The sequence below is a fragment of the Dietzia sp. 2505 genome, assembly GCF_040546785.1.
Classification (GTDB): domain Bacteria; phylum Actinomycetota; class Actinomycetes; order Mycobacteriales; family Mycobacteriaceae; genus Dietzia.
The window spans coordinates 138,189-160,801 of the sequence record NZ_JBEPON010000006.1; the positions used below are offsets into that span (position 1 = coordinate 138,189).

The 22,613-nt window shown below is 69.7% G+C and carries 21 protein-coding genes; 14 read left to right on the top strand and 7 right to left on the bottom strand.

What is annotated here, in order from left to right; genetic code table 11:
• The first annotated feature begins 146 nt into the window (after positions 1–146).
• The 5 genes from ABIE38_RS12700 to ABIE38_RS12720 all read left to right on the top strand — a co-directional run bounded on the left by ABIE38_RS12700 (position 147) and on the right by ABIE38_RS12720 (position 5,258).
• Complete coding sequence (locus ABIE38_RS12700; RefSeq protein ID WP_354056782.1) at positions 147–1,034, top strand: SDR family NAD(P)-dependent oxidoreductase; 888 nt, start codon at positions 147–149, stop codon at positions 1,032–1,034.
• A complete protein-coding gene (locus ABIE38_RS12705) occupies positions 1,031–2,557 on the top strand; it encodes an AMP-binding protein (RefSeq protein WP_354056784.1) in 1,527 nt (508 codons plus the stop codon). The genes ABIE38_RS12700 and ABIE38_RS12705 overlap by 4 nt, the downstream gene beginning before the upstream one ends.
• Entirely contained in the window at positions 2,554–3,360 is an 807-nt protein-coding gene (locus ABIE38_RS12710; RefSeq protein ID WP_354056786.1) for an SDR family oxidoreductase, read from the top strand. The genes ABIE38_RS12705 and ABIE38_RS12710 overlap by 4 nt, the downstream gene beginning before the upstream one ends.
• A 4-nt stretch (positions 3,361–3,364) precedes the next feature.
• Positions 3,365–4,552: an acetyl-CoA C-acyltransferase gene (locus tag ABIE38_RS12715; RefSeq protein ID WP_354056788.1), complete on the top strand. Its 1,188-nt coding sequence runs from the start codon at positions 3,365–3,367 to the stop codon at positions 4,550–4,552.
• Between the two features lie 121 nt (positions 4,553–4,673).
• Entirely contained in the window at positions 4,674–5,258 is a 585-nt protein-coding gene (locus tag ABIE38_RS12720) for a TetR/AcrR family transcriptional regulator (RefSeq protein ID WP_354056790.1), read from the top strand.
• 21 nt (positions 5,259–5,279) lie between these two features.
• Here ABIE38_RS12720 and ABIE38_RS12725 read toward each other — a convergent pair whose 3' ends face one another.
• A complete protein-coding gene (locus ABIE38_RS12725; protein WP_354056792.1) occupies positions 5,280–5,825 on the bottom strand; it encodes a hypothetical protein in 546 nt (181 codons plus the stop codon).
• 325 nt (positions 5,826–6,150) lie between these two features.
• On the opposite strand from ABIE38_RS12725, the gene ABIE38_RS12730 reads away from it, so the two are divergent.
• Together ABIE38_RS12730 and ABIE38_RS12735 are read left to right on the top strand one after the other, a co-directional pair.
• Positions 6,151–6,876, top strand: a complete 726-nt coding sequence (locus ABIE38_RS12730; RefSeq protein WP_354056794.1) for a response regulator transcription factor — start codon at positions 6,151–6,153, stop codon at positions 6,874–6,876.
• Entirely contained in the window at positions 6,876–8,357 is a 1,482-nt protein-coding gene (locus tag ABIE38_RS12735) for a HAMP domain-containing sensor histidine kinase (protein ID WP_354056795.1), read from the top strand. The genes ABIE38_RS12730 and ABIE38_RS12735 overlap by 1 nt, the downstream gene beginning before the upstream one ends.
• A gap of 201 nt (positions 8,358–8,558) precedes the next feature.
• Here the strand turns inward: ABIE38_RS12735 and ABIE38_RS12740 are convergent, their stop codons facing one another.
• The 3 genes from ABIE38_RS12740 to ABIE38_RS12750 all read right to left on the bottom strand — a co-directional run bounded on the left by ABIE38_RS12740 (position 8,559) and on the right by ABIE38_RS12750 (position 10,607).
• Positions 8,559–9,443 (bottom strand): alpha/beta fold hydrolase, encoded by an 885-nt coding sequence (locus ABIE38_RS12740; protein WP_354056797.1) that lies wholly within the window; start codon positions 9,441–9,443, stop codon positions 8,559–8,561.
• A 164-nt stretch (positions 9,444–9,607) separates the two neighbouring features.
• Positions 9,608–9,916, bottom strand: coding sequence for an AzlD domain-containing protein (locus tag ABIE38_RS12745; RefSeq protein WP_354056799.1), 309 nt, complete (start codon positions 9,914–9,916; stop codon positions 9,608–9,610).
• A 1-nt stretch (position 9,917) separates the two neighbouring features.
• Complete coding sequence (locus ABIE38_RS12750) at positions 9,918–10,607, bottom strand: AzlC family ABC transporter permease (RefSeq protein WP_354056801.1); 690 nt, start codon at positions 10,605–10,607, stop codon at positions 9,918–9,920.
• Positions 10,608–10,672: 65 nt separating this feature from the next.
• Between ABIE38_RS12750 and ABIE38_RS12755 the strand changes: the two genes are divergently transcribed.
• Positions 10,673–11,224 carry a helix-turn-helix domain-containing protein gene (locus tag ABIE38_RS12755; protein WP_354056803.1) on the top strand — a complete coding sequence of 184 codons (552 nt, stop codon included), beginning with the start codon at positions 10,673–10,675 and terminating at the stop codon, positions 11,222–11,224.
• A gap of 102 nt (positions 11,225–11,326) precedes the next feature.
• On the opposite strand, the gene ABIE38_RS12760 is transcribed toward ABIE38_RS12755, so the two are convergent.
• Both ABIE38_RS12760 and ABIE38_RS12765 read right to left on the bottom strand, forming a co-directional pair.
• Complete coding sequence (locus ABIE38_RS12760) at positions 11,327–13,042, bottom strand: helix-turn-helix domain-containing protein (RefSeq protein ID WP_354056805.1); 1,716 nt, start codon at positions 13,040–13,042, stop codon at positions 11,327–11,329.
• 13 nt (positions 13,043–13,055) lie between these two features.
• Complete coding sequence (locus ABIE38_RS12765) at positions 13,056–13,835, bottom strand: enoyl-CoA hydratase/isomerase family protein (RefSeq protein WP_354056807.1); 780 nt, start codon at positions 13,833–13,835, stop codon at positions 13,056–13,058.
• A gap of 115 nt (positions 13,836–13,950) precedes the next feature.
• On the opposite strand from ABIE38_RS12765, the gene ABIE38_RS12770 reads away from it, so the two are divergent.
• The 6 genes from ABIE38_RS12770 (at position 13,951) to ABIE38_RS12795 (ending at position 19,397) form a co-directional block, all read left to right on the top strand.
• Complete coding sequence (locus tag ABIE38_RS12770) at positions 13,951–15,660, top strand: AMP-binding protein (protein ID WP_354056809.1); 1,710 nt, start codon at positions 13,951–13,953, stop codon at positions 15,658–15,660.
• Positions 15,657–17,231, top strand: a complete 1,575-nt coding sequence (locus ABIE38_RS12775) for a sodium:solute symporter family protein (protein ID WP_354056811.1) — start codon at positions 15,657–15,659, stop codon at positions 17,229–17,231. The genes ABIE38_RS12770 and ABIE38_RS12775 overlap by 4 nt, the downstream gene beginning before the upstream one ends.
• On the top strand, positions 17,224–17,718 hold the full coding sequence (locus ABIE38_RS12780; RefSeq protein ID WP_354056813.1) for a hypothetical protein: 495 nt from the start codon (positions 17,224–17,226) through the stop codon (positions 17,716–17,718). Before ABIE38_RS12775 ends, ABIE38_RS12780 begins: the two co-directional genes overlap by 8 nt.
• Positions 17,719–17,850: 132 nt before the next feature.
• Positions 17,851–18,399: a DUF6328 family protein gene (locus tag ABIE38_RS12785; protein WP_354056815.1), complete on the top strand. Its 549-nt coding sequence runs from the start codon at positions 17,851–17,853 to the stop codon at positions 18,397–18,399.
• Between the two features lie 100 nt (positions 18,400–18,499).
• Positions 18,500–18,850: a hypothetical protein gene (locus ABIE38_RS12790; protein WP_354056817.1), complete on the top strand. Its 351-nt coding sequence runs from the start codon at positions 18,500–18,502 to the stop codon at positions 18,848–18,850.
• A 37-nt stretch (positions 18,851–18,887) separates the two neighbouring features.
• Entirely contained in the window at positions 18,888–19,397 is a 510-nt protein-coding gene (locus tag ABIE38_RS12795; RefSeq protein ID WP_354056819.1) for a hypothetical protein, read from the top strand.
• Between the two features lie 331 nt (positions 19,398–19,728).
• Here the strand turns inward: ABIE38_RS12795 and ABIE38_RS12800 are convergent, their stop codons facing one another.
• Positions 19,729–22,440, bottom strand: a complete 2,712-nt coding sequence (locus ABIE38_RS12800) for an ATP-dependent DNA ligase (protein ID WP_354056821.1) — start codon at positions 22,438–22,440, stop codon at positions 19,729–19,731.
• Positions 22,441–22,613: the final 173 nt, after the last annotated feature.

Below are 22,613 nucleotides of genomic sequence, written 5' to 3' on the forward strand. Positions count from 1 at the left end.
TGGCGACGGGGCGAGATGTGGGCCACCGACTCGCGCCGGCCATGGGGCGGCGCCCGGGCGAGGGGCGGCCCGTGGGCCGGGGCTTGACTTTGCGTGGCTCGGATCACATCATACTCAGTAGTATTGCTGTTCAGAACGGAGAAACCATGAAGAAGCCCGAGAACCGAGTCGCGATCGTCACCGGTGCAGGTGGCGGTCTGGGGCGTGCGCACGCCATTGCACTGGCCGCCCGTGGTGTGAGGGTGGTGGTCAACGATGTCGGGGCCGCCGGAGCGCAGGCGGTGGTCGACGAGATCACGGCGGCAGGTGGCACGGCGACCGCGGACACCACGGACATCACCGACCAGAAAGCCGTGGAAGCCATGGTCTCGGCGGCGATCACGCGGTGGGACCGGGTCGACATCCTGGTGAACAACGCCGGCATCCTCCGCGACAAGAGCTTCGCGAAGATGGAGCTCACGGACTTCCGTGCGGTGATGGACGTGCACCTCATGGGCTCGGTGCACTGCACCAACTCCGTGTGGCCCCACATGGTCGAGCAGGGTTACGGCCGCATCCTCATGACCACGTCGGCGTCGGGGATCTACGGGAACTTCGGCCAGGCCAACTACGGCGCGGCCAAGTCCGCGCTGGTCGGCCTGACCAACGTGTTGGCGATCGAGGGGGAGCGAAAGGGCATCCGCGTCAACGCGCTCGCGCCCACCGCCGCGACGCAGATGACGGACGGACTCCTCGCTGCCGAGGACGCGGCCGAACTGGGCCCGGAGACGATCGCGCCGGGCGCGGTCTTCCTCGTCGCCGACGACGCACCCAACGGGGTCATCCTGGGTGCGGGCGCCGGGGTCTTCGCCCTCTCGAAGATGGTGGAGGGGCCCGCCATCCACATTCCCGAACAGGTGCGTTCGGCCGAGGAGATCGCCGCGCGCTGGGCCGAACTCGACGACTTCGGTGGCCTGCGCTCGCACGACTCCGCCTTCGAGCAGACGAGCCACTACGTCCAGATCGCCTCCGCGGCCAAGGGCGGCGGGGCATGAGTACGACAACCCCCACGCCGGCCGAGGGCTTTCCGCTCGCCGGGATCCCGGGTCACTACGCGAAGGACAGGGGTGATGACATCGTCGCCCGCGCCGACGGTGACACCCTGACCTGGAGAGAGCTGCACCAGCGCAGCAATTCCGTGGCGCGGGGACTGATCGACCGCGGCGCCGAGGTCGGGCGGATCGTCACGCTGCTGATCCCCAACTCCACTGACCTGATCGTGGCGACGTTCGCCTGCTACAAGGCCGGCGCCACGCCCCAGGTGCTCTCGCCCAGGATGACCCCCTCGGAGCTGGAGGCGATCATCGAACTCGCCAACCCCGTGGTCGTCGTCGGCGAAGGTGATGAGGGCCAGCCCTCTCACCGCGCGCAGGCTGGCTCGACTCCCGGTGGCGGTACCAGCGCCGTCACCCTGGCCGCGCTCGCGGCGGGGCACTCGGAGTCGGATCTGGACGAGACGCGCATCCCGACGTCGTGGAAGGCTCCGACCTCCGGCGGTTCGACCGGCCGACCCAAGGTCATCCTCTCGGGCCGACCGGGCGTCACCTCGGCGTTCGACCCGTCCTTCTGGCGGATCAACCCCGGCGAGCAGGTCCTGATCACCGCGCCCATGCACCACAACGCCCCGTACTCGACCGCGTTGAGTGCGATCTTCGCCGGCGGCACGGTGACGATGATGCGCAGGTTCGACGCAGAACGCACACTCTCCGAGATCGATGCCGTGGGCGCGACCTGGGTGTACCTGGTGCCCACGATGATGCGGCGCATCTGGGCCCTGTCCGACGACGTGCGCTCGAGGTACTCCCTGGCGTCGGTGGCCTCGTTCTGGCACTGCGCCGAACCGTGCCCGGCATGGCTCAAGCGGAGATGGATCGAGTGGCTGGGAGCCGAACGCATCTGGGAACTCTACGCAGGAACCGAGGCCGAGGCCGGCTGCACGATCCGCGGCGATGAGTGGCTCGAACACCCCGGCTCGGTGGGCCGGGTGACGTGGGGTGAGATCCGCCTGGTCGACCTGGACGGCGCGGAAGTGACCGAACCCGGCGGCACCGGCGAGATCTTCACCCGCGTGCCGCAGGGTAATCCGCCGACGTACCGCTACATCGGCGCCGAGCCCACTGTGATGGACGGCTGGTCCTCGCTCGGGGACATGGGCAGATTCGACGCCGACGGGTACCTCTACCTCCACGACCGTCGCGGCGACATGGTGACAGTCGGCGGGGTGAACGTGTACCCGGCGGAGATCGAGGCGGCGCTGATCGAGCATGCGGACGTGCAGACCACCGCGGTGATCGGGTTGCCCGACGACGACGTGGGGAACCGACTCCACGCGATCGTCCAGCCACGGGACAACTCGATCGTGGACCCGGGTGAGTTGCACCGATTTCTCGCAGAACGACTCTCCACGCAGAAACGTCCCAGGACCATCGAGGTGGTCACCCATTCCCTGCGCGACGACGCGGGCAAGATCCGACGCTCCGCCCTGCGCACGGAGCGACTGGAAGGGAGAACACGATGAGCACCGGGATGTTCGACATCAGCGGTGGGCATGTCCTGGTGACGGGCGGTGCCCGCGGGATCGGACGGATGATCGTCGAGAGCCTGCTGCGCCGGGGTGTGACGGTCTACCTGTCCACGCGGAAGGAGGAGGCGGCGACCCAGGCGGCCCGCGAACTGGGCGAGCTCGGCGAGGTGCACTCCTTTGCCGTGGACATCGGTACGGAGGACGGATGCCACGAGCTGGTCGACAGGGTTAGCTCGCACACCGACCGCCTGCACGGACTGATCAACAATGCCGGTGCCACCTGGGGTGCGACCTTCGATGAATTCCCGGATGCCGCCTGGGACAAGGTGCTCGGGGTGAACGTCAAGGCGCCGTTCACCCTGGCCAAGGCGGCGCGGTCGCTGCTGGAGGCCGCCGCGCTGGGGAGCGACGGTGGCGGGCCGGCCCGGATCATCAACATCGGGTCCATCGACGGTCTGCTGGTGCCCAACTACGAGAACTACTCGTATTCTGCCGCGAAGGCGGCGATTCATCATCTGACCAGGCACATGGCGTCCACTTTGGCGCCGTCGATCCTGGTCAACGCGATCGCCCCGGGGCCGTTCCCCACCAAGATGATGGAGTGGGTCCTCGACGAGCGGGGCGACGAGATCTCCGGTTCCAATCCACTGAAGCGGCTCGGGCGCGCCGACGACGTGGACGGCCTGGTCACCTTCCTGCTCTCGGACGCCAGTTCGTACATCACCGGCACCGTGATCCCCCTCGACGGGGGACTCACCGCCACCGCATCCGCCGCGCTGTTCGTCGAGGAGTCCTGAAGTCATGCGTGAAGCAGTCATAGTGTCCACCGCCCGCACGCCGATCGGTCGTGCCTACAGGGGCTCTTTCAACGACACCCCTGGCCAGGCACTGGCCGGTCATGCGATCGCCCACGCGGTGGCCCGTGCCGGAGCCGATCCGGGTGAGATCGAGGACGTGGTCCTCGGGTGTGCCATGCAGGAGGGCACCACCGGGTACAACGTGGCGCGGCAGGCGGCGCTCCGCGCGGGCCTGCCCGTGACGGTCCCGGGGATGTCAGTGGACAGACAGTGCGCCTCCGGTCTCATGGCCGTCGCGGCTGCGGCGAAGGGGATCGTGGTGGACGGCATCCGGGTCGCCGTTGGCGGTGGCGTGGAGTCGATAAGCCTCGTTCAGAACGAGCACCGCAATGACCACCGCACCATGGATCCATGGCTGACCGAACACGGGCATGACGTCTACGTCCCTATGCTGGAGACCGCGGAGAACGTGGCGCAGAGGTACGGCGTCACCCGCGAGATGCAGGACGTCTACGCGTTGGCCTCGCAGCAGCGCACCGCCGCCGCCCAGGGGGCCGGGCTGTTCGACGACGAGATCGCGCCTTTCTCAGGCACGAGGCTGGCGGCAGGTGCCGACGGGCCGGCACCCGAGGAGTTCACGTTGGTCGGTGACGAGGGCAATCGGCCGTCCACGACGCTGGAGGGACTGGCCGGGCTGCGGTCGGTGCTCCCGGACCGGGACGGCTACGCGGCCACAGTGTCCGCGGGCAACTCCTCGCAACTGTCCGACGGTGCGGCCGCAGTCGTGCTGATGGAACGGACCGAGGCGGAGCGCCGTGGTCTCGAGCCGCTCGGGACGTTCCGGGGCACGGCCGTTGTCGGGTGCGAGCCGGATGAGATGGGCATCGGGCCCGTGTACGCGATTCCCGCGTTGCTCGCGCAGCACGGCCTGGAAGTGGACGACATCGATCTGTGGGAGCTCAACGAGGCGTTCGCCTCCCAGGCCGTGTACTGCCGCGACCAACTGGGAATCGATCCTGACAAGTACAACGTCAACGGCGGAGCCATTTCGATCGGGCACCCCTACGGCATGAGTGGCGCCCGGATGGTCGGCCACGCGCTGAGGGAGGGGCGGCGTCGGTCGGCTCGCTACGCGGTGGTCGCGATGTGCGTGGGCGGAGGGATGGGCGCGGCCGGCCTGTTCGAGCTGTGATCGCACCGCGCGGGGTGGGCTCCGTCGAGGCGGTCTGGTGGCGAGCTGCCGCGGCTATGCTGAGTCCGATATGACGGAAACCTTCGGAGTAGATGAGGCCGCGCACGATGCTGCGCGCACCGTGATCCTCGACGCAGCGGCCGACGTCTTTCAGAGCCAGGGGTTCAACGGTACGACTATCGACGACATCGCCCGGAGGATAGGCGCCACCAAGGGGCGGGTCTACTACTACTTCCGGTCGAAGTTCGACATCTATCTCTCGGTGTACGAATACGGGATGCGTCTCGTCCGGGAGGCCGTGGAGCCACACGTGGACGGCCCGGGTTCCGGTAGGGACAGGCTGACAGCGATGTCCGTCGCGCACGCCGTGAACCTGATGACCAACCTGAGCTATCACGACACCATCCATCAGGGAATCCACCGACGTTCGGCGCTGGCGCTCAAGGCCCGACAGACCGAGCAGCTCGCGGAACTCAACACCCTTCGCGAGAGCTACGAGATCATGTTCAGACAGGTGGTGGAGGAGGGCATGGCCGACGGCAGCCTCCTGTCGGAGGAACCGAAACTGGTGGCACGGGCTCTACTGAGTGGTCTCAACTCGATCGATTCGTGGTTCCGTACCCGTCCTGATCAGTCACTCGGTGAGGTGGAGGAGCTTGCCGCGCGAGTCGCCGGCCTCTATATAGGGGGACTGGCAGCTCGGTAGCACCACGTTCGCGGGAAGACCCTAGAGCTGCGCGAGCAGGTCCTTCCAGACGGGCTTCCAGTAGTCGATCGCCTCGGCCGAGTCGAGCTTGGTGTGCGTCAGCCCCACCGATGCCTTGCCGTTCTTCTTGTCGCTGAAGTTCAGGGCGACGCGCGTGCCGTCGGCCAGCGGGACCCGCCAGTAACGCCACTTCTCGCTGCTCGACGTGGCCGCGGGGGCGTCGACCTCGACGCCTCCGAATTCCTCCCGGTCCCCGGCGAGCTCCACCCACGCCTGCAGCGCCGAGTCCATATCCCCGGCGACTGTTCGCGAGGTCGACAGCTGGAAGTCGCCGGTGCAGGACTGGCCCGGAACCCGCAGTCCGGCGTGCTGCTCGTAGGCGATGGCCGTGCCCTGGGCCCACCACTCGGCCCGCTCGACCGACTCCGGCATCATCTCCAGGGCCGCCTTCGCGATCGCCGAATGCGCCATCTCCCGCGCTCCGGCCTGCTCGAGCATCTCGACCCATTCGCCCCACGACCGGCCGGTGGCGGAGGCGATGGCAGGGGTGTTGGACGGCTTGGTCATGCCGCCAATGATGCCCCGTCCCGGTGAGCGCGGCCATCGGTTCCTCCCGCAGCCGCTCCAGAACAAGTCCTGACCTGGGGTGCCCTGCGACCGCCTGTCAGGGCACCCCAGGTCAGGCTGGTTCTGCGGAGTGTGGCGGGGCGCAGCGACGCCAACGACGACAAGGCCGACGACGACAAGGCCGACGACAACGACGACGAGCTGCGCTGATGCGAGACCCGGTCGCCCGCCCGCTGAGCCGACCAGCCCGGTGCGCAACGCGGCTCCCAGCTGATTGCCAGCAAACTGCCGGGGAGCAGGCAGGACCTCTGGGCATACTGAGCACGTGAACGCCGCAGCGAGCAACGCCCCCGACGCCCGGCCCGAGGCCCGGGTCCTGGTGGTCGACGACGAGGAGAACATCGTCGAGCTGCTGACGGTCTCACTGCGATTCCAGGGCTTCGAGGTCGAGACCGCCCGCACCGGTGCCGAGGCGATCGACAGGGCCCGCAGCTTCCGGCCCGACGCGGTGATCCTGGATGTGATGATGCCGGTCATGGACGGTTTCGACGCGGTCAAGCGGTTGCGCGCGGACGGCTGCGACGCCCCGGTGCTGTTCCTCACCGCGCGGGACGCCGTGGCCGACCGGGTCGCCGGGCTGACCCTGGGGGCAGACGACTACGTGACCAAGCCGTTCAGCCTCGAGGAGGTGGTGGCCCGGTTGCGGACGATCCTGCGCCGCGCGGGCACGCTGTCCGGGGCCGAGCGCAGCTCGCGGCTCACCTTCGCGGACCTCGAGCTGGACGAGGACAGCCACGAGGTCCACAAGGCGGGCCGCGCCGTCGCGCTCTCGCCCACGGAGTTCACCCTGCTGCGCTACCTGATGGTCAATGCAGGGACGGTGCTGTCCAAGGCGCGCATCCTGGACCACGTGTGGGACTACGACTTCGGCGGCGACGGCGGTGTGGTCGAGTCGTACGTGTCGTACCTGCGCAAGAAGATCGACACCGAGGAGCCGCGGCTGATCCACACCATCCGCGGCGTCGGCTACGTGTTGCGCGAACCACGCTGATGCCCGGTTCCCCGGGCCTGCCCACCCCGCGGCGTCGCGCGGTCCCGCTGCGGGTGAGTCTGGTCCTGCTCGCCGTGGTCCTGACCGCGCTGGCGCTGGTGTTCTCGGGGGTCGCCGTCACGCGAGCGCTGGAGGCCTCGATGCTCGAGCGGACCGACGCCGCGCTGCTTCAGGCCGAGCGCGGGTGGGCCCGGCCGATGGGTGACCTGCCCGCCGAGGCCCCGCCCCCGCCGCCGCGCGCGCCCGGTCCGGAGAGTCCGCCGAGCCGGTACTTCGTGCAGGTCAGGGATGCCGACGGCGCGATCGTGGTGGCGATCAACGACGAGGACTCCGCCCCCGACCTCGAGTCGCTGGACCCGGACACGCCCACGACGGTCCCGTCGACGGCGGGCGACTCGACCTCCTGGCGCGCGCTGCGGTTCGACGGCCCCGGAGGCGAGAGCGTGACGGTCGCGATCCCGCTGACCGAGAACCGGGCCGTGGTCCAACGCCTGGTCTACCTGCAGGTGGGCATCGGGATCGCGGTCCTCGCGCTGCTCGCGCTGGCCGCCTACGCGACCGTGCACCGGAGTCTGCGGCCGCTTCGTGAGGTCGAGCGGACGGCGGCGGCGATCGCGGGCGGGGACCTGTCCCGGCGGGTGCCGGAGCGCGACCCGCGCACGGAGGTCGGGACGCTGGCCGCCGCGGTCAACGCGATGCTCTCCCGGATCCAGACCTCGATGGCCGACGCCGCCGAGGCCGAGGAGGCCGCCCGTTCCTCCGCCGAGGCGGCCCGGGAATCAGAGGCTGCCGCGGTGCGGTCCGAGGCGGCGATGCGCCGGTTCGTCGCCGACGCCGGCCACGACCTCCGCACCCCCCTGACGACGATCCGCGGGTTCGCCGAACTCCACCGGCAGGGCGCCTCGGACGACACCGACAGGCTGATGCGGCGGATCGAGGCCGAGGCCCGGCGCATGGGTGTGATGGTCGAGGACCTGCTGACCCTGGCGAGGCTCGACGAGCAGCGGCCGCTGGCCCGCGACCAGGTGGACCTGCTGGGGCTGGCCGCCGACGCCGTCCACGACGCGCGGCTGCTCGCCCCGGGCCGGCGCATCGGGCTGGAGGTCGTCGACGGCCCCGGAACGCCGGAGGTGGTGGGCGACGACACGCGCCTGCGGCAGGTCCTGGGCAACCTGGTCGACAACGCCCTGGCCCACACCCCGCCGGACGCCGACGTGACGGTGCGGGTGGGCACGCGCGGTGATGACGCGGTGCTCGAGGTGGCCGACCGCGGGCCGGGGATGACGCCCGAGCAGGCCGCGCGCGCCTTCGAGCGCTTCTACCGGGCGGACACCTCCCGCACCAGCGCGACCGGGGGGAGCGGGCTCGGGCTGGCGATCGTACGATCGCTGGTCGAGGCCCACGGGGGCTCGGTGGAGGTGGAGACCGCCGCCGGGCAGGGCGCTACGTTCCGGGTGCTGGTGCCGCGGGTGCAGGTCTGAGGGACGACGACGAGGCGCCGCGGCCCCAGATCACCCTGCGACCACGGGCCGCGCGGTACTGGTAGGCCTGGATTCCGGCAGAAAGGTCGTTGCCACTGCGGGGATTTCGGCCGACCCTCGCAGTAGTAACGACCAAGTCCGCGAGAGACGAGGCGAAGTGCCTCCCGGGTCACGCATCATGTCGGGCCGGTTGGTCGAGCCTCAGGACCACTTCTCGACAAAGGCGAGGGTGGCCGCGTCGGCGACCTCGGGGTCGGAGGCGGTGAGGAAATGCTGGCCGCCCTCGACGATCTGCAGCGTGGCGGACAGTGAGCCGGTGAACCGGGCGATCCCGTCCTCGGCGTTGGCCACCGAGTACACCTGGTCGGCGGTGCCCTGCAGCCAGAGCGCCGGGCAGTGCACGTCGCTCAGCCGTGCCTCCAGGCCGTCGCGGTCGCGGAGGTTGATGGAGCTGGTGCGCAGGCGCCGACGGCCCTCGTCGCCGCGATAGTTGGTGCGGTAGGTCTGGATCCAGAAGTCACGCTCGGCCTCGGAGACGTCCTCCCCGAGGCCGGCACCGAGCACGGCCACCACAAAGTCGTCGTCCACCACCCAGTCCTCACCTACGGGCTCGGCGAGCGCCTCGATGGCGGGGCTGCAGAACTCGGAGCCGTTCCAGCAGCCGCGTTCCATGCTGGCCGGGCTCTCGTAGTCCATGGAGGTGCCGCAGATGATGATGCCCTCGACGGCGCCGGGATTGAGTAGCGCCATGCGGGTGGCGATCCACCCGCCCTGCGAGGTGCCGAGGGCGAACGCCTTGGAGATCCCCAGGGCGTCGAGCACCTGCAGGTTGGCGATCGCGCTGTCCCAGTAGGTGAAGTGCCGGTACCGGGCGCGGGTCTCCCCATGGCCGTAGGGCTCGATCGCCAGCAGGTTCATGCGCGAGGCGAGTTCCTCGTTGGCGAATTGCGGCCGGTACAGCTCGACCGAGGTGGTGAACGAGTTGATCATCACCAGCGTGGGCAGGGCGGGGTCGTACTGGCGGGCGAACTTGTAACCGATGGTCGATCCGCCCAGGTGGGGGATGTCGATGGTCTGCGTTGTCATGGCGGAGTCTCTCTGGAGGGGAGTGTGCGAGGGGTACTCGAACCCTAGGGCGCGGCTGGCGCCACGGGGTCGGTTCGGCGGGGGCGGATCGGAAGGCGCCGGATCGACAGTGCTCGCCGGCGGCGAGTCCTAGCGAGAGGACGACGACGACGAGGTCTGCCGGTCTAGTCGATACCCAGCGCTCTCGCGGAGGCGGCCACCCCGGCGGCTGCGACGACCACCACGACCAGCGGCACCCGTATCGCCGCCAGGACGGCAGCCGCGGACACGCCGGCGACGCGAGCCCACCCGGCGAACGCCTGCCCGTCGAAGAGGGTCGCGGTAGCGGCGACACCGGCGATCAGCACGATCACCGCGGGATCGCCCCAGTGCTGGAGGCGCAGGGAGAGGCGCGACCCTCCGACGTGGACCCCACCCAGTCTGACGGCGTAGGTGCCGGCAGCAAGGGCGAGAACTGCGAGGATGAGGCTCACATCAGGCACGGTGTCCCCGCCTCCGCGCAGCGGTGAGCAGGCCGACCAGACCCAGGATGGGGGCCACCCCGGCGGCCACGAACGGGGTGGCGGCCGCGGCGAGGGTCGCGCCGGCAGCGGCCGGAACGGCGGTGCGACGGGTGACGCTGCCGAGGAGTATCGCGACAAAGACTGCGGGGAACGCCGCGTCGAGTCCGAGACGACTGGGGTCGGGCAGGACGTATCCGACAAGGACGCCGATCGCTGCGCCGAGTGGCCACGCGATCAGGATGGCGACGCCGACCGTGTGGAACGCGGTGAGGCGTCGGGTCGGGTGCGGTTGGGCCATCGCAAAGGCGACGCTTTCGTCGTTCACCAGGTGAGTTGAGAAGAGCCGGGGCGCGCGCTGGTGGGGTAGAAACCCGGACGCGGAGAAGCCATAGACAACGTTCCGGAGATTCACCAGGAGCCCTGCGCAGACCGCGACCCAGAGCAGGCCGCCCGACGCGATCACGCCGATGAACACCAGTTCAGACGACGCGCTGAGCACAAGGGCGGCGGCGAGGATGACCAGCCATGGGGGCAGACCTGCAGCTGAGGCCGTCGAGCCGTAGGCCACCCCGACCACGGCTATCGCGGCCGCGATAGCCACGGCGGAGGCAAGGGGTGCAGCGGGCGAGCCACGCGAGGAGGTTCGATGAGATGAACGCATGGACAGTATGGTGAACGCGCCACGGTCACCTGTCAAACTGGCCGCGCGTTCGTTATGGTGAACGAATGACGGAACAGCTCGGGGCCAGGATCGGTGCCGCGATTAAACGGGAGCGCACGTCGGCAGGCCTGTCGGTGTCCGAGCTCGCCCGGCGATCGGGCGTCTCCAAGGCAACCGTGTCCCAACTCGAATCGGGCGGGGGAAACCCCAGCGTGGAGACGCTGTGGGCGTTGGGAGATGCGCTCGGCGTGCCATTTGCCCGTCTGGTGGATGAGGACGCCGAGCCCGTCACACTGATCCGCGCCGGCAGCGCCCCGCACGTCCGTTCGGCCAGCGCGAACTACGTGGCCGCGCTCCTTTCCGCCAGTCCACCCCACGCGCGCCGGGACGTGTACCTGGTCCAGGCAGACCCCAGCGTCGCGAAGGTATCCGCCCCTCACGCCCGCGGCACCGTCGAGCACGTGATCCTGGTGTCCGGTTCCGCGCTCGTCGGACCAGAATCGGACCCGGTCGCACTGCTGCCCGGCGACTACCTCTGCTATCCGGGCGACGCCCCGCACATCTTCGACGCCCAGCACGAGGGGACCACCGCGGTGCTCATCTCGGAGATCAGATAGCACGCACGCGACGGTCCGTCGGGCACGGTGCGGTGAGAATCCAGCGCTGCAGGGCAAGCGGCGTAACAGGGGAGCGATGTGCGGTAGTGAAGAAGGTCGCGTTCAGGAGCCGCGGAGCTCCCACATCCGTAGAGCCAGGCGCAGCTCCATCGCGCGATCGCCGCGGCGCCACCCGGTGCCGAGGACCGAGTCGAGGCGGTCGAGCCGTTGGTACACGGTGTTGACGTGGATGTAGAGCCGGTCGGCGGTGCCCGAGGGGCTGGCGTCGGCGGCGAACCAGGCGCCGAGGGTCTCCAGCAGGGCGGTCCCGCGGTCGCGGTCGTAGCGGCGGATCGGTCCGAGGTTGCGCTCGATGAACTGCGTGACGTACTCGCGGTCGACCTCACTGAACAGCAGTCCGTACAGGCCCAGCTCCTCGGTCGCGGCCCCTTCGCCGGCGCGGCCCAGCGCGACGAGCAGCTGCGCGGCGCGCCGGGCCCGCTCGACGTGGTCGGTCACGGCCACCAGGTCTCCGGTCGGGCCGGATGCGCCCACGGTCGCCGAGTGCGGGCTGAGCCGGGTCGCCACATCGCGTGCGGTCTCGCCGGCGTCCGAGCCGGGCAGGAGCATCACCGCGCGGTCGCCGTAGGTGGTCACCAGCCCGCCGTCGGCACGGGCGAGCGACCGGCACTCGGTCTGTAGAGCCCGGGTCATCCGCGTCTCGGCGGGGGTGATGACCAGCGCGATCAGGTCGGCGTGGACGTCGACGCCCAGCAGTGTGGCCCTGCGGCCGATCGCCTCGAGGTCGTGCTCGCCGGGGGAGAGCAGCTCGGCCAGGAGCTCGCCGCGGACGCGGTTGTCGGCCTCGTCCCGCGCGCGGTGGCCCAGCAGAATCAGCGCGATCACCGAGCTCACCCGCTCCAGCACCCGCCCGATGGCCGGGACGGAGCCCCGGCTGGCGTAGGTGACGTACCCCAGGTGGTCGGAGCCGGTGACGACGGGATTGACGACGACGAGGTGGCCGCCGGACTGCCGTGTGACCATCCGCTCGGTGTCCGCGGCGACCTCGTCCAGGACCCGCCGGAGCAGCTCCGCCGGCGGCCCCTCGGCGGACCGGGCTGAGCCGATCTCCCGGTGGGCCAGGTCGAAGACGGCGGCGGTGCCCCCCTCGATGTCGATGAGCAGGTCCACGATCTCCGGGACAGTGGCTCCGGCCACGACCAGCCGGGTGAGCCGCTCGTGCAGGTCGACGGTCGCGGCCAGTCGAGCGGACTGCGCGCGCTCGGCGTCGAGGGCGTCGCGGGTCTCGTCCAGTTCGCGCCTGCGCCGGGAGGCTCGTTCGGCCGCGGTGAGGGCCGCGGACACCTGGTCGGCCAGCAGCGCGACCAGGGTGATCTCGTCCTGGGTGAAGTCGCGCTCGCCGCGGTCGGAGGTGAACAGCGTCCCGGTGAGTCGGCCGTGGGTGCGGACGGGCACGCCGAGGATCGCCTTGACGCCCTCGTCGCGGATGATCGGGTCGATGACGTGCGTGTACTGCTCGTCGGCCAGGTAGTTGCGGGTCCAGCGGGGTGCCATGGCCTCGGCGACCTGCCCGCCCAGGCCGAGTCCCATGCCGAGCCGGATGGTGTCGAACCTGGGGCTGGTGGCGCCCTCGGCCATGCGCATGTAGGTGTCGCCGCGCTCAGGGTCCAGCAACATCACATACGCCAGGTCGGTGCCCACGAGTTGGCGGGCTCTACGGATGGCGATGTGCAGGACGGCGTCCTCGTCCTGAGCGGCCGCCAGCTCGGCGGCCGCGTCGAGGACATCCCGCAGTCCCAGGGCGAGGTCGACGGCCATGGCTGAAGGGGGTTCAGCGGCCGAGGAACTCGGCCTTGCCGGGCCCGGAGTCGATGAACGACTGCATGCCCACTTCGCGGTCCTCGGTGGCGAACAGGGCCGCGAACAGGGCGCGCTCGATGCTCAGGCCGGTGGTCAGATCCACCTCGATGCCGCGGTCGACGGCCTCCTTGACCGCGCGGAGCGCCATCCGGGGACCGCCCACGAACTGCCGGGCCCACTCGATCGCGCGGCCTGTGGCCTGGCCGTCCGGGACCACCTCTTCCACCGCGCGCAGCTCGAGCGCCTCGGCGGCGGTGAGCGTGCGGCCGGTCAGGCACAGGTCCTTGGCCACCGCCGGGCCGACGAGGCGCGTGAGCCGCTGGGTGCCGCCGGCGCCGGGGATGATGCCCAGCAGGATCTCGGGCTGGCCGAGCTTGGCCCTCTCGGCGGCGATCCGCCGGTCGCAGCACAGCGCCAGCTCCATGCCGCCGCCGAGCGCGGCACCGGTGATCGCGGCGACGGTGGGCTGGGGGATCTCCGCGACGGCGGTGAACGCCGACTGCAGCTCGCGGGCCTCGGTGAGCATCTGCGCGTACGGCATCTGCCGCATCTCCTTGATGTCCGCGCCGCCGGCGAAGACGCGCTCGCTGCCGGTGAAGACCACCGCGTCGACGTCGCTGCGCCCCGAGACCTCCTGCGCCACAGTCCGCAGTTCCTCCTGCATGCCGCGGGACAGTGCGTTGACCGGCGGCCGGTCGAGAGTGACCACCGCGAGGCCGTCGGTGACGTCGAGGGATAGGAATTCATACATGTGGGGGCTCCGAACGTAGGGGGAATCTCCATTGTATGTGAACCAGGCCACTCATACCGTCGTGGGGCGAGCGTCCCCGAGTGAGGGGGCTCACAGAGACTGAGGAGTTGAACCCATGCCATCGACCGCCCAGGCCCGCCCCTGGCGTCCGCCGCTGGGGCCCGAGGGCTTCCGGTGGGAGGTCCCGGACCGATTCAACATCGGCGCCGCGTGCACGGACGCCCATCCGCCGGGATCCCCCGCGATCGTGGTGGACCGCGGCGACGATCCGCCGGAGGTCACCACGTTCGGTGAGCTCGGCGACCGCGCCCGCCGCCTCATCACCGTCCTCCGCGAACGCGGGGTCGGCGAAGGTGACCGGATCGCCGTGATGTGCGCGCAGTCCGCCGAGACCGCCGTGGCCCACGTGGCCGCCTATCTCATGGGCGCAATCGCGGTCCCGCTGTCGGTGAAGTTCGGACCCGAGGCCGCCCTGTTCCGGATGGGCGACTCCGGCGCCGTGGCGGCGGTGTTCGACGCCGACTGCCACGCGCGCCTGGCCGGCGAACTCGCCGGGTTGCCCGAGCTGCGCGCCGTGCTGGTCAGCGGCGATGCGGTGCCCGAGACGGCGTCGTCCGCTGCCACGGCCGGTGCGCTCACCGTGCTGCCGCTGTCGGTGACGGACTCGGCCGACCTCGCCGTCGTCGTCGCCGATACCGGACCCGACGACCCGGCCCTGCTCATCTACACCTCCGGAACCACCGGCCAGCCCAAGGGGGCTCTGCACGGCCACCGCGTGGTGCTGGGGCACATGCCCGGAGTGGTCCGCGCGCTCGACGGGTTCCCCGAGCGGGGCGACGTGTTCTGGACCCCGGCCGACTGGGCCTGGGCGGGCGGGCTGCTCGACGTGCTGCTACCGAGCCTCTACAGCGGTGTGCCCGTGGTGGCGTCCGCCCGGCGGCCCAGCCCGGAGACCGTGGAGCACATCCTGCGGCGGCACGGGGTGACCTGCTCGTTCCTGCCGCCGACCATCCTCAAAATGATGCGCGCGTCCGAGGTGGACTACTCGCACACCGGGCTGCGGGCCGCGTTCTCCGGGGGCGAGGCGCTGGGTGAGGCCGTGGCCGAGTGGGCGCGCGAGGCGCTGGGCGTGCAGGTCAACGAGATCTACGGCCAGACCGAGCTCAACCTGATCGTGGGCACCTGCCACTCCGAGTTCGCGACCCCGCCCGGTTCGATGGGCCGCCCGACGCCCGGTTTCGACCTGGTCCTGCTGGACGAGACCGCACGACCGGTCGCCACGGGCGAGGTCGGCGAGCTCTGCGTGCGCCTGCCCAGCCCGAATGCGTTCCTGGGCTACTGGAACGCGCCCGACAAGACCGCGGAGAAGACCGCCGACGGAGTCCTGCACACCGGGGATCTGGCGAAGGTCGACGAGAGGGGGAACTTCTGGTTCTCCGGCCGCAACGACGACCTGATCTCGTCCGCCGGCTACCGGGTGGGCCCCGGCGAGATCGAGGACCAGATCCTGCGGCACAGTGGCGTCGAGATGGTGGCCGTGATCGGCGTGCCGGACGAGCTGCGCGGAGAGGCGATCGTCGCCTACGTCGTCCCCGCCGAGGGTGCGAGCGGCACCGACGAGCTGGCCCGCGAGATCCAGGCCCTGGTCAAGGAGCGCCTGGCGTTCTACCAGTACCCGCGGGAGGTGCTCTTCCTCGACGAGCTGCCCACCACCAACACGGGCAAGATCCGCCGCGCCAAGCTCCGTGCCGACCACGGCCGACCGACCTCCGACCACCGACCACCGACCGACCACGCCCGACCGAACCCTGAGGACCCCTCATGAACAATCCCGTCGTCATAGGCGTCGTGCTCGCCTATTTCGTGCTCATGTTCGCCATCGGCGCGTGGGCCAACACCAAGATGAAGTCGGCCAAGGAGTTCCTCGTCGCGGGGCAGTCCCTGGGCTTCTTCGTCATGGCCATCGCCAGCTTCTCCTCCATCCAGTCCGGCTGGGGCATGGTCGGCGGCACCGGCCAGACTTACGCCTGGGGCCTGCAGGCGCTCATCGCCGTGGGGCTGTTCGCGCCATTCGGCTTCGCCGCCGCCTGGTTCCTGCTGGGGAGCCGGCTCAACTGGATCGGCAAGAAGCACCGCGTCTACTCGGTGCCCGACCTCATCCGCGTCCGCTTCCAGGACCGCACCTCCCACGCCACCATGTCGGTGGCCGTGTTCATCGCCTCGATCGCGTACATGACCGCGCAGGTCACCTCGATCGGCGTGATCATCTCCCTGCTGCTGGGCACCTCGATCCCCACTAGCGTGTGGATCGGCTCCATGGTCGTGGCCGCGTACACGATGGCCGGCGGCATGCTCGCCGCCGTGTGGACCGACCTGGTGCAGGGCGTGCTCATGGTGGTCATGTCCGTGGGCCTGTTCTTCTTTGCCGTCCAGGTGGCCGGCGGCTGGCTCCCCATGCTCGACACCATCTCGGCCGGGAGCGCGGAGATGCTCTCGATCGACGGCGTCCAGGCGCCGACCTACATCTTCGCCTTTGGCCTGCTGATCTTCGTGGGCGCCGTGGGTCAGCCGCAGCTGCTCACCAAGTTCCTCATGCTCCGCGACATGACGCAGCTCAAGTGGGGTGCCGCCGTCGCGGGCATCGCCTACGCGGTGACCACCCTGTTCTCGGTGGGTATCGGTCTGGCCACCCGGTCCATGACCCTCACCGGGGACGCCCCGGAACTCGAGAACATCGACGACACCGCCATCTGGTTCCTCGATTCGGTGACCAACCCGATCGTCGGCGGCATCGCGCTGACGGGCCTGCTTGCCGCGATCATGTCCTCGGCCTCGAGCTTCATCACCATCGGCGCCTCGTCGATGATGCGCGACCTGCCCGGCGCCTTTGGCATCAAGGTGGTCCGCGAACTGCTGTGGAGCCGGATCGCGAGCCTGACCCTGGTGGTCCTGTCGGTCCTGCTCACCCTGTTCCTCTCCCAGGTGGTGTTCCTGCTCGGCGCGCTGGGCTGGGCCGCCTTCGCCGCCGCGATCGTCGGCCCGGTGGTCATGTCCATCTACTGGCATCGCGCAACGGCCACCGCAGCGACCGTGACCGTGGCGTTCGCGATCCTCGGCAACATGATCATCACCTCGCTGGCCGCGCGGGACATCATCTCCGTCCCGGCGTTCATGCAGGTCGGCGGCATCTCGCTGCTCGTGTCGATCGTGCTGTTCTACGTGGTCTCGCTGATGACCACCAACCGTCACCCCGACGCCACCCTGGAGTTCCTCTACGGCGGCCGGAGTGCCGTGACCGATCCGCGGCTCAGCGGTGGGGCTTCTGCCCCGACTGCAGCGTCCTCCGCCGCAGCGTCGACTTCGACCGCCTCCACCGAAAGGAACGACCATGTCTGATCACACCTCTGATCACTCCTCTGATCCGGCCGCGCGCGGTCGCGCGCTCGACGGCGGTCTCGACAGTGCACTGGACCCGGCGCACGCTCCGGAGCCCGACCACAAGCGCGCCGGCATGCTGATCCATGCCTTCGTGGCAGTGGCGGCCTTCGCGCTGCTCGGGATGTTCACCGACACCTGGCAGATGGTGTTCATCGCCGTTCCGCTCTTCGCGGTGATCATGATGCTGCTCGGGTCCCTGCACTCCGACGGCTCCTGGGAGAGGGTGTCGACCCTCGCGATCGTCGCCTACTGCTCAGGGCTGGGCGTGCTGGTGCTGTGGTCGATCCTCACCGCATCCGGAGACGCCGTGCTCTGGGGCCTGCCGATGTCGATGGGAGTGATCTTTTACTTCATCTGGCCCTACACCGCCGTGGGCGCGGGACTGCTCTACGCGCTGGTCTTCGACCGCACGATCGACGAGAAGCGGCTGGCTTCGGCGGCCTGAGCGTCGCGGCTGCCGCAATCCCGAAGCCGAAGGGCCCGCCCTGGTGTGGGCGGGCCCTGCGGATTTCAGGGAGGACTTCCGTCGCCGCGTTGGTCGGACGACGATGGGAGGACACGCGGCGAAGGGAGCGACATGCAGGTCGACGGAGTCGGCGAGCGAGACGAGGACGTTCCCGCAGAACGAGAGCAGGACGACGCGTCCGCGGAACGGAATGAGTCCGAGGCGCAGCGCATCGACCGCAACTGGATCGAGCTGCTCCAAGAGCTGCGCATCGTCCAGACCGGCGGGCAGGTGCTCACCGGCTTTCTGCTGGTGGTGCCGTTCCAAGACCGTTTCGCCGACATCGGTGGTGGCGGCCGCGCCCTCTACCTGGTGGTCCTGTCACTCGCCCTGGCCTCGACGGTCGTCCTGCTGGCTCCGGTGATGATCCACCGCGCCGTGTTCCGCTCCCATCGCAAGGACCGGGTGCTGCGACTGTCCGCAACGCTCGCGCGCGTGGGCCTGGCCATGCTGTCGATCGCGTTAGTGGGGCTGGCCACGCTGGTGTTCTCGCTGGTGGCCGGGACACTGCCCGGGCTCGCGGCCGGAGCGGCGATGGCGGTCCTGGTGGCGGTCATGCTCTTCGTGCTGCCCGCCCGGGTCCGCCATCGCCACGCGACCAACCCGTACGTCGCCGACTGAGCTGTGGGTGTGTCCGGAACGACACGGCGCCTGCTCCCGCGAGTGGGACAATGGGCTCTGACTCGGCCCGCAACCGCGCAGGGGGAGGTGGCCGTTCCCGATGGCATCGATGGAGATGTACTCCGGTTCCGTTGACCGGCAACAGAACGCTGCCGCCGAGCAGGCCCGCACCCGACTGGACGCAGGCCTGCGGGAGTGGTCAAGCCAGCGTGCCGCCCTCATCGCCGACGATCTCGGACGCAACCCAATGCGCCGGGTGCCGCGAGGCTGGCCGGAGGGGACGGCCACTCGAGTGGAGGTGGCGGCCCGGGAGGCCTGCGTGATCGACGAACAGGGCGCGCGCACGGAGGCGTCCCGGCTGTTGTGGTCGGCCATCGCCAAGCTCGTCGGCGCCGCGGTGGCCCTGGCGGTCCCGCTCTCGATCGTCATCGCGCTGGTGGCGGGGTCATGAGATCGCTCCGGGTTCTTGCGACCGGGCGGGGGACGTCGTGCTGAGGCTCCTCGTTCCCGTGGTCATAGGCCTGCTGTTCCTGGCGGTGATCGCGGGCTGGTTCTGGTACACCACCTGGCTGGTGCGGTCCGCCATCGACGAACTCGGCCACCGACGCAGGCTGCTGGCCGGGGTGGACCCACTGCAGGTGACGGCGAAGAAGGCGCTCGCGTCCGCCGAGGCAGCACACGACTCGGCCCACAGAGCACTCTCGCTGACGGTGGAGGCCTGGTACGACCTGCGGGAGAGCCGGGCAGTGGGGACCGCGCTGGTCGAGAGGTTCCCGAGAATCGAGGACAGGGCCGCGAGGGATCCGGAGTTCCTGGACGTGCTCGAGGACGCCGATGCGCTGCTCAACGACGCCCGGCCGGAAGCGGACACGATCGACGACCTTCTGGTGCGCACCGCCCGGATGGATGAGCTGAACTTGCGGCTCAGGCACCTGGTGAATCAGTACGACTCCGCCGGAAGGCGCGGGTTTGGGCGCTTCTTCCCGCAGGGTCGGTAGTAGTAGCGCTTCGCGCGGGCCGAACACTGACGTGGGTCGCGGCTGTGCGCTGCTCTCGCGGCTCGGTGTTGCTCGGTTCAGGACGCGGGTAACTCCCGCGTGGTCACCACCAGGTGAGCCGGGTAGCCCCCGCATTGTGGTCGTACTCAGCGCGGTGAAACGTCCCATTTGCCGCGGTAGCCACGACCAAAAGCTCGGTAGCTGCGACCAGTACGAAAGCGTGCGCGAGGGGAGCGCGAGAGGCACCCGCGCGGTGAGCAACTTGCGCGAGGGGCTGCGCGCCGCGAGTGCGACGTGCGCGAGGCCCCGGGGAAAGCTGCGACCAGCTGAGCTAGAGATCCCCCGGCAGCTTGTCGCGTCGGATGTCCCGCCACGACGACTGCCGCAGCACCCCGTCCTCGGTGAACCCCTGGTGGCGGACCTCCACCACGAGCTTGGGTAGCACCCAGATAGCGTCGCGGCGGGCGTCGGACGGCAGGTCCTCGAGGAACGGGCTCGAGCGGCGGCGCAGGGGTTCAAGCTCCTCGAGGAGCGCCTTGCCCTGCCGGTCGCTGAAGCCGGTGCCCACGCGGCCGATGTAGGTGAGCCCGGTCTGCGCGGGCAGCCCGAGCAGCAGCGAGCCGAGTGAGCCTGAGCGCCCGCCCTTGCCCGGTCGCCAGCCACCGATCACGGCCTCGGTCGTGGTGAGCAGCTTCTCCTTGAGCCAGGTCTTGGCCCGCTTGCCCGACTGGTAGTGCGAGTCCCGGCGCTTGGCCACGATGCCCTCCCAGCCGAACTCCTCGGCCTCGTCCAGTGCGCGCTCGCCGGGGCCGTCGAGAACCCCCGGCACGTGCACTCGCTCGACCTCCTCCAGCGCCGGCGTCAGCAGGTCGAGCACCTCGCGACGCCGGTCCCACCGCTCGCGGCGCAGGTCCACACCGTCGAGTCCAAGCACGTCAAAGACGAACAGGTGCACCGGGCCGATCGACGAGTCGTCTCCTTCCGCGGCGGCCTGCTTGGCCAGTGCGGAGAACTCGGGCACGCCGTCCGGACCTGGCACCACCAGTTCGCCGTCGAGCACCGCGGGTTTCCCGATCGCCTGTGCCAGCCCGGGAAAGCCGTCGGCCAGCCAGTCCATCGAGTTGCCGTTGCGGCTCATCAGCCGACTCTGCCTGCCATCGGTCGACACGGTCACGCGGTAGCCGTCCCACTTGCCCTCGAAGGCCCACTTGTCCTCGGGCAGGGATGTCACCGACCCCGAGGTGGGGATCATCGGCAGTGGGGGAGCGTCGGGTCGGCTGGCCGTGTCCGAATCGCTGGTCGGGTCATCGTCCGAACTCCGGTCACCCGGCTTGTCCGAGTCGCGGGCAGTCGCCTTGCCCGAGCCGCGGGGAGGTGACTTGTCGGACCCTCCGGAACGATCATCGTCCGTGGGATACGACGACTTCGGGTTGTCACGCCCGCCGTAGAAAGAGTCCGGCGATTGGTCCTTCATGTACTGCACGATCCACTGGTTCTTCTCGGCGCTCGTGCGAACCAACACGTACCGGCCTGAGACCTTGTCGCCGTTCAGCCACACGATGATCTCGTCCTCGCGCCACTTCTCGCACTCGTAGGTGCCGCGGTCCCAGACGGTCATGGTCCCGGCGCCGTATTCGCCCTTGGGGATGGTGCCCTCGAACGTCTCGTAACCCAGCGGGTGGTCCTCGGTGTTGACGGCCAGTCGCCGATCCTTGGGCTCGGTGGGCAGGTTCTTGGGCACCGCCCACGAGGCCAGCACGCCGTGATGCTCCAGCCGCAGGTCAAAGTGCAGGCGGCGGGCGTGGTGCTCCTGGATTACGAAGATCGGGCCGTCGCCGTCGGAGCGATCGGTGTCGACCTCGCCGTCGAACGGCTCCGGGGTCTTGCGGCGATCGCGCTTACGGCGGTACTCCTCGAGGCTGGTCACGACGGCGTCGGCGTCGGTGGGGCCGGCGTCGCAGCCCTCTTCGGCCGCGGCGCGGGTGGAGTCGGTGTCCTCGGAATCGGAGCCACCTGAATCGGCACCGGATGAATCGGAACCGGCGCGCTCGGGGTCCCCGTCATCCGATGACGACGACGAGCTCTTCTTGCTGCCCCCCGACTTCTTCTCCCGCGATGCCGACGACTTCTTGGCGGCACCCTTCTTTGACGCGCCGCCCTTCTTCGCGGGTCCCTCCAGGCCTTCGAGTAGGTCGCCCTCGGACTCGAGTCGCTTGAGCATCTCGTCCCAATGCAGGTGCTTGAGCCCGCCGTCGCCGAGTTCCTCCCACGAGCGCGGGGCCGCGACCCACGGCTCGGCGCGGCCGCGAAGTGAGTAGGGCGCCACGGTGGTCTTGGCGCCGCTGTTCTGGCTCCAGTCCACGAAGACTTTGCCGTCGCGGATAGAGCGCTTCATGGTGGCGGTGACCAGGTCCGGGGTCTGCTTGGCCAGCGACTGGGCGATCTGCTTGGCCACCGCGGAGGCGCCCTTGGAGGAGACGGCCTTGTCCAGGCGGGCGTAGAGGTGGATGCCCTTGGATCCGCTGGTCACGGCGAAGGCGTCCAGTCCGGCCTCGGAGAGGAGGTCGCGGACGCGCAGTGCGACCTTTGCCGTCGTATCCAGGTCGACGTCCTGGCCGGGGTCCAGGTCGATGACGATCCGTCGTGTCCGCCCCGGCTCGCCGTCGGACAGGGTCCACTGCGGCACGTGTAGTTCGAGCGCGGCCTGCTGGGCGAACCACGCCAGCGTGGCGGGGGAGTCGAGCACCGGGTAGGTGACGGTGCGCGAGGAGTGCTCGATCGCCACCCGCGACACCCAGTCGGGCGCGTGGGAGGGCAGGTTCTTCTCGAAGAACGACTTGTCCTCGGTGCCGTCGGGCCAGCGCTTGCGCGTCACGGGACGCTGGCCGGCGTACGTCATCAGGTGCGGCGCCACTGCGAGGTAGTACTCCAGGACATCTGCCTTGGTGGTGCCGGTCGCGTCGTAGAGCACCTTGTCGGGGTGGGTGAACCGCACGGTCCGCCCGTCGACCTCGACCGACTCCTTGCCGCCCTTGCTCGCCATGGGTCCACTCTGGCACCCGAGTCGGACATAGGCGACCGGCGAGGGAGCCGGAGTGCGCTTCGGGTCGAGTTGGACGCACTGAACGCTCAGTCTCTTCTGTCAACCCTGCGAGACCCCGCCCACAGCGCGCCCCTCCGGTGCCGAGAAAATGTAGCACCGCTATAGCGCGCGTC

What these genes read in the sequence shown, in the direction of transcription:
- ABIE38_RS12710 (WP_354056786.1), top strand. Translation starts at nt 2,554, where the DNA reads ATGAGCACCGGGATGTTCGACATCAGCGGTGGGCATGTCCTGGTGACG.
- ABIE38_RS12735 (WP_354056795.1), top strand. Translation starts at nt 6,876, where the DNA reads ATGCCCGGTTCCCCGGGCCTGCCCACCCCGCGGCGTCGCGCGGTCCCG.
- ABIE38_RS12755 (WP_354056803.1), top strand. Translation starts at nt 10,673, where the DNA reads ATGACGGAACAGCTCGGGGCCAGGATCGGTGCCGCGATTAAACGGGAG.
- ABIE38_RS12785 (WP_354056815.1), top strand. Translation starts at nt 17,851, where the DNA reads ATGCAGGTCGACGGAGTCGGCGAGCGAGACGAGGACGTTCCCGCAGAA.
- ABIE38_RS12780 (WP_354056813.1), top strand. Translation starts at nt 17,224, where the DNA reads ATGTCTGATCACACCTCTGATCACTCCTCTGATCCGGCCGCGCGCGGT.
- ABIE38_RS12740 (WP_354056797.1), bottom strand. Translation starts at nt 9,443, where the DNA reads ATGACAACGCAGACCATCGACATCCCCCACCTGGGCGGATCGACCATC.
- ABIE38_RS12715 (WP_354056788.1), top strand. Translation starts at nt 3,365, where the DNA reads ATGCGTGAAGCAGTCATAGTGTCCACCGCCCGCACGCCGATCGGTCGT.
- ABIE38_RS12705 (WP_354056784.1), top strand. Translation starts at nt 1,031, where the DNA reads ATGAGTACGACAACCCCCACGCCGGCCGAGGGCTTTCCGCTCGCCGGG.
- ABIE38_RS12725 (WP_354056792.1), bottom strand. Translation starts at nt 5,825, where the DNA reads ATGACCAAGCCGTCCAACACCCCTGCCATCGCCTCCGCCACCGGCCGG.
- ABIE38_RS12770 (WP_354056809.1), top strand. Translation starts at nt 13,951, where the DNA reads ATGCCATCGACCGCCCAGGCCCGCCCCTGGCGTCCGCCGCTGGGGCCC.
- ABIE38_RS12775 (WP_354056811.1), top strand. Translation starts at nt 15,657, where the DNA reads ATGAACAATCCCGTCGTCATAGGCGTCGTGCTCGCCTATTTCGTGCTC.
- ABIE38_RS12760 (WP_354056805.1), bottom strand. Translation starts at nt 13,042, where the DNA reads ATGGCCGTCGACCTCGCCCTGGGACTGCGGGATGTCCTCGACGCGGCC.
- ABIE38_RS12700 (WP_354056782.1), top strand. Translation starts at nt 147, where the DNA reads ATGAAGAAGCCCGAGAACCGAGTCGCGATCGTCACCGGTGCAGGTGGC.
- ABIE38_RS12790 (WP_354056817.1), top strand. Translation starts at nt 18,500, where the DNA reads ATGGCATCGATGGAGATGTACTCCGGTTCCGTTGACCGGCAACAGAAC.
- ABIE38_RS12765 (WP_354056807.1), bottom strand. Translation starts at nt 13,835, where the DNA reads ATGTATGAATTCCTATCCCTCGACGTCACCGACGGCCTCGCGGTGGTC.
- ABIE38_RS12800 (WP_354056821.1), bottom strand. Translation starts at nt 22,440, where the DNA reads ATGGCGAGCAAGGGCGGCAAGGAGTCGGTCGAGGTCGACGGGCGGACC.
- ABIE38_RS12750 (WP_354056801.1), bottom strand. Translation starts at nt 10,607, where the DNA reads ATGCGTTCATCTCATCGAACCTCCTCGCGTGGCTCGCCCGCTGCACCC.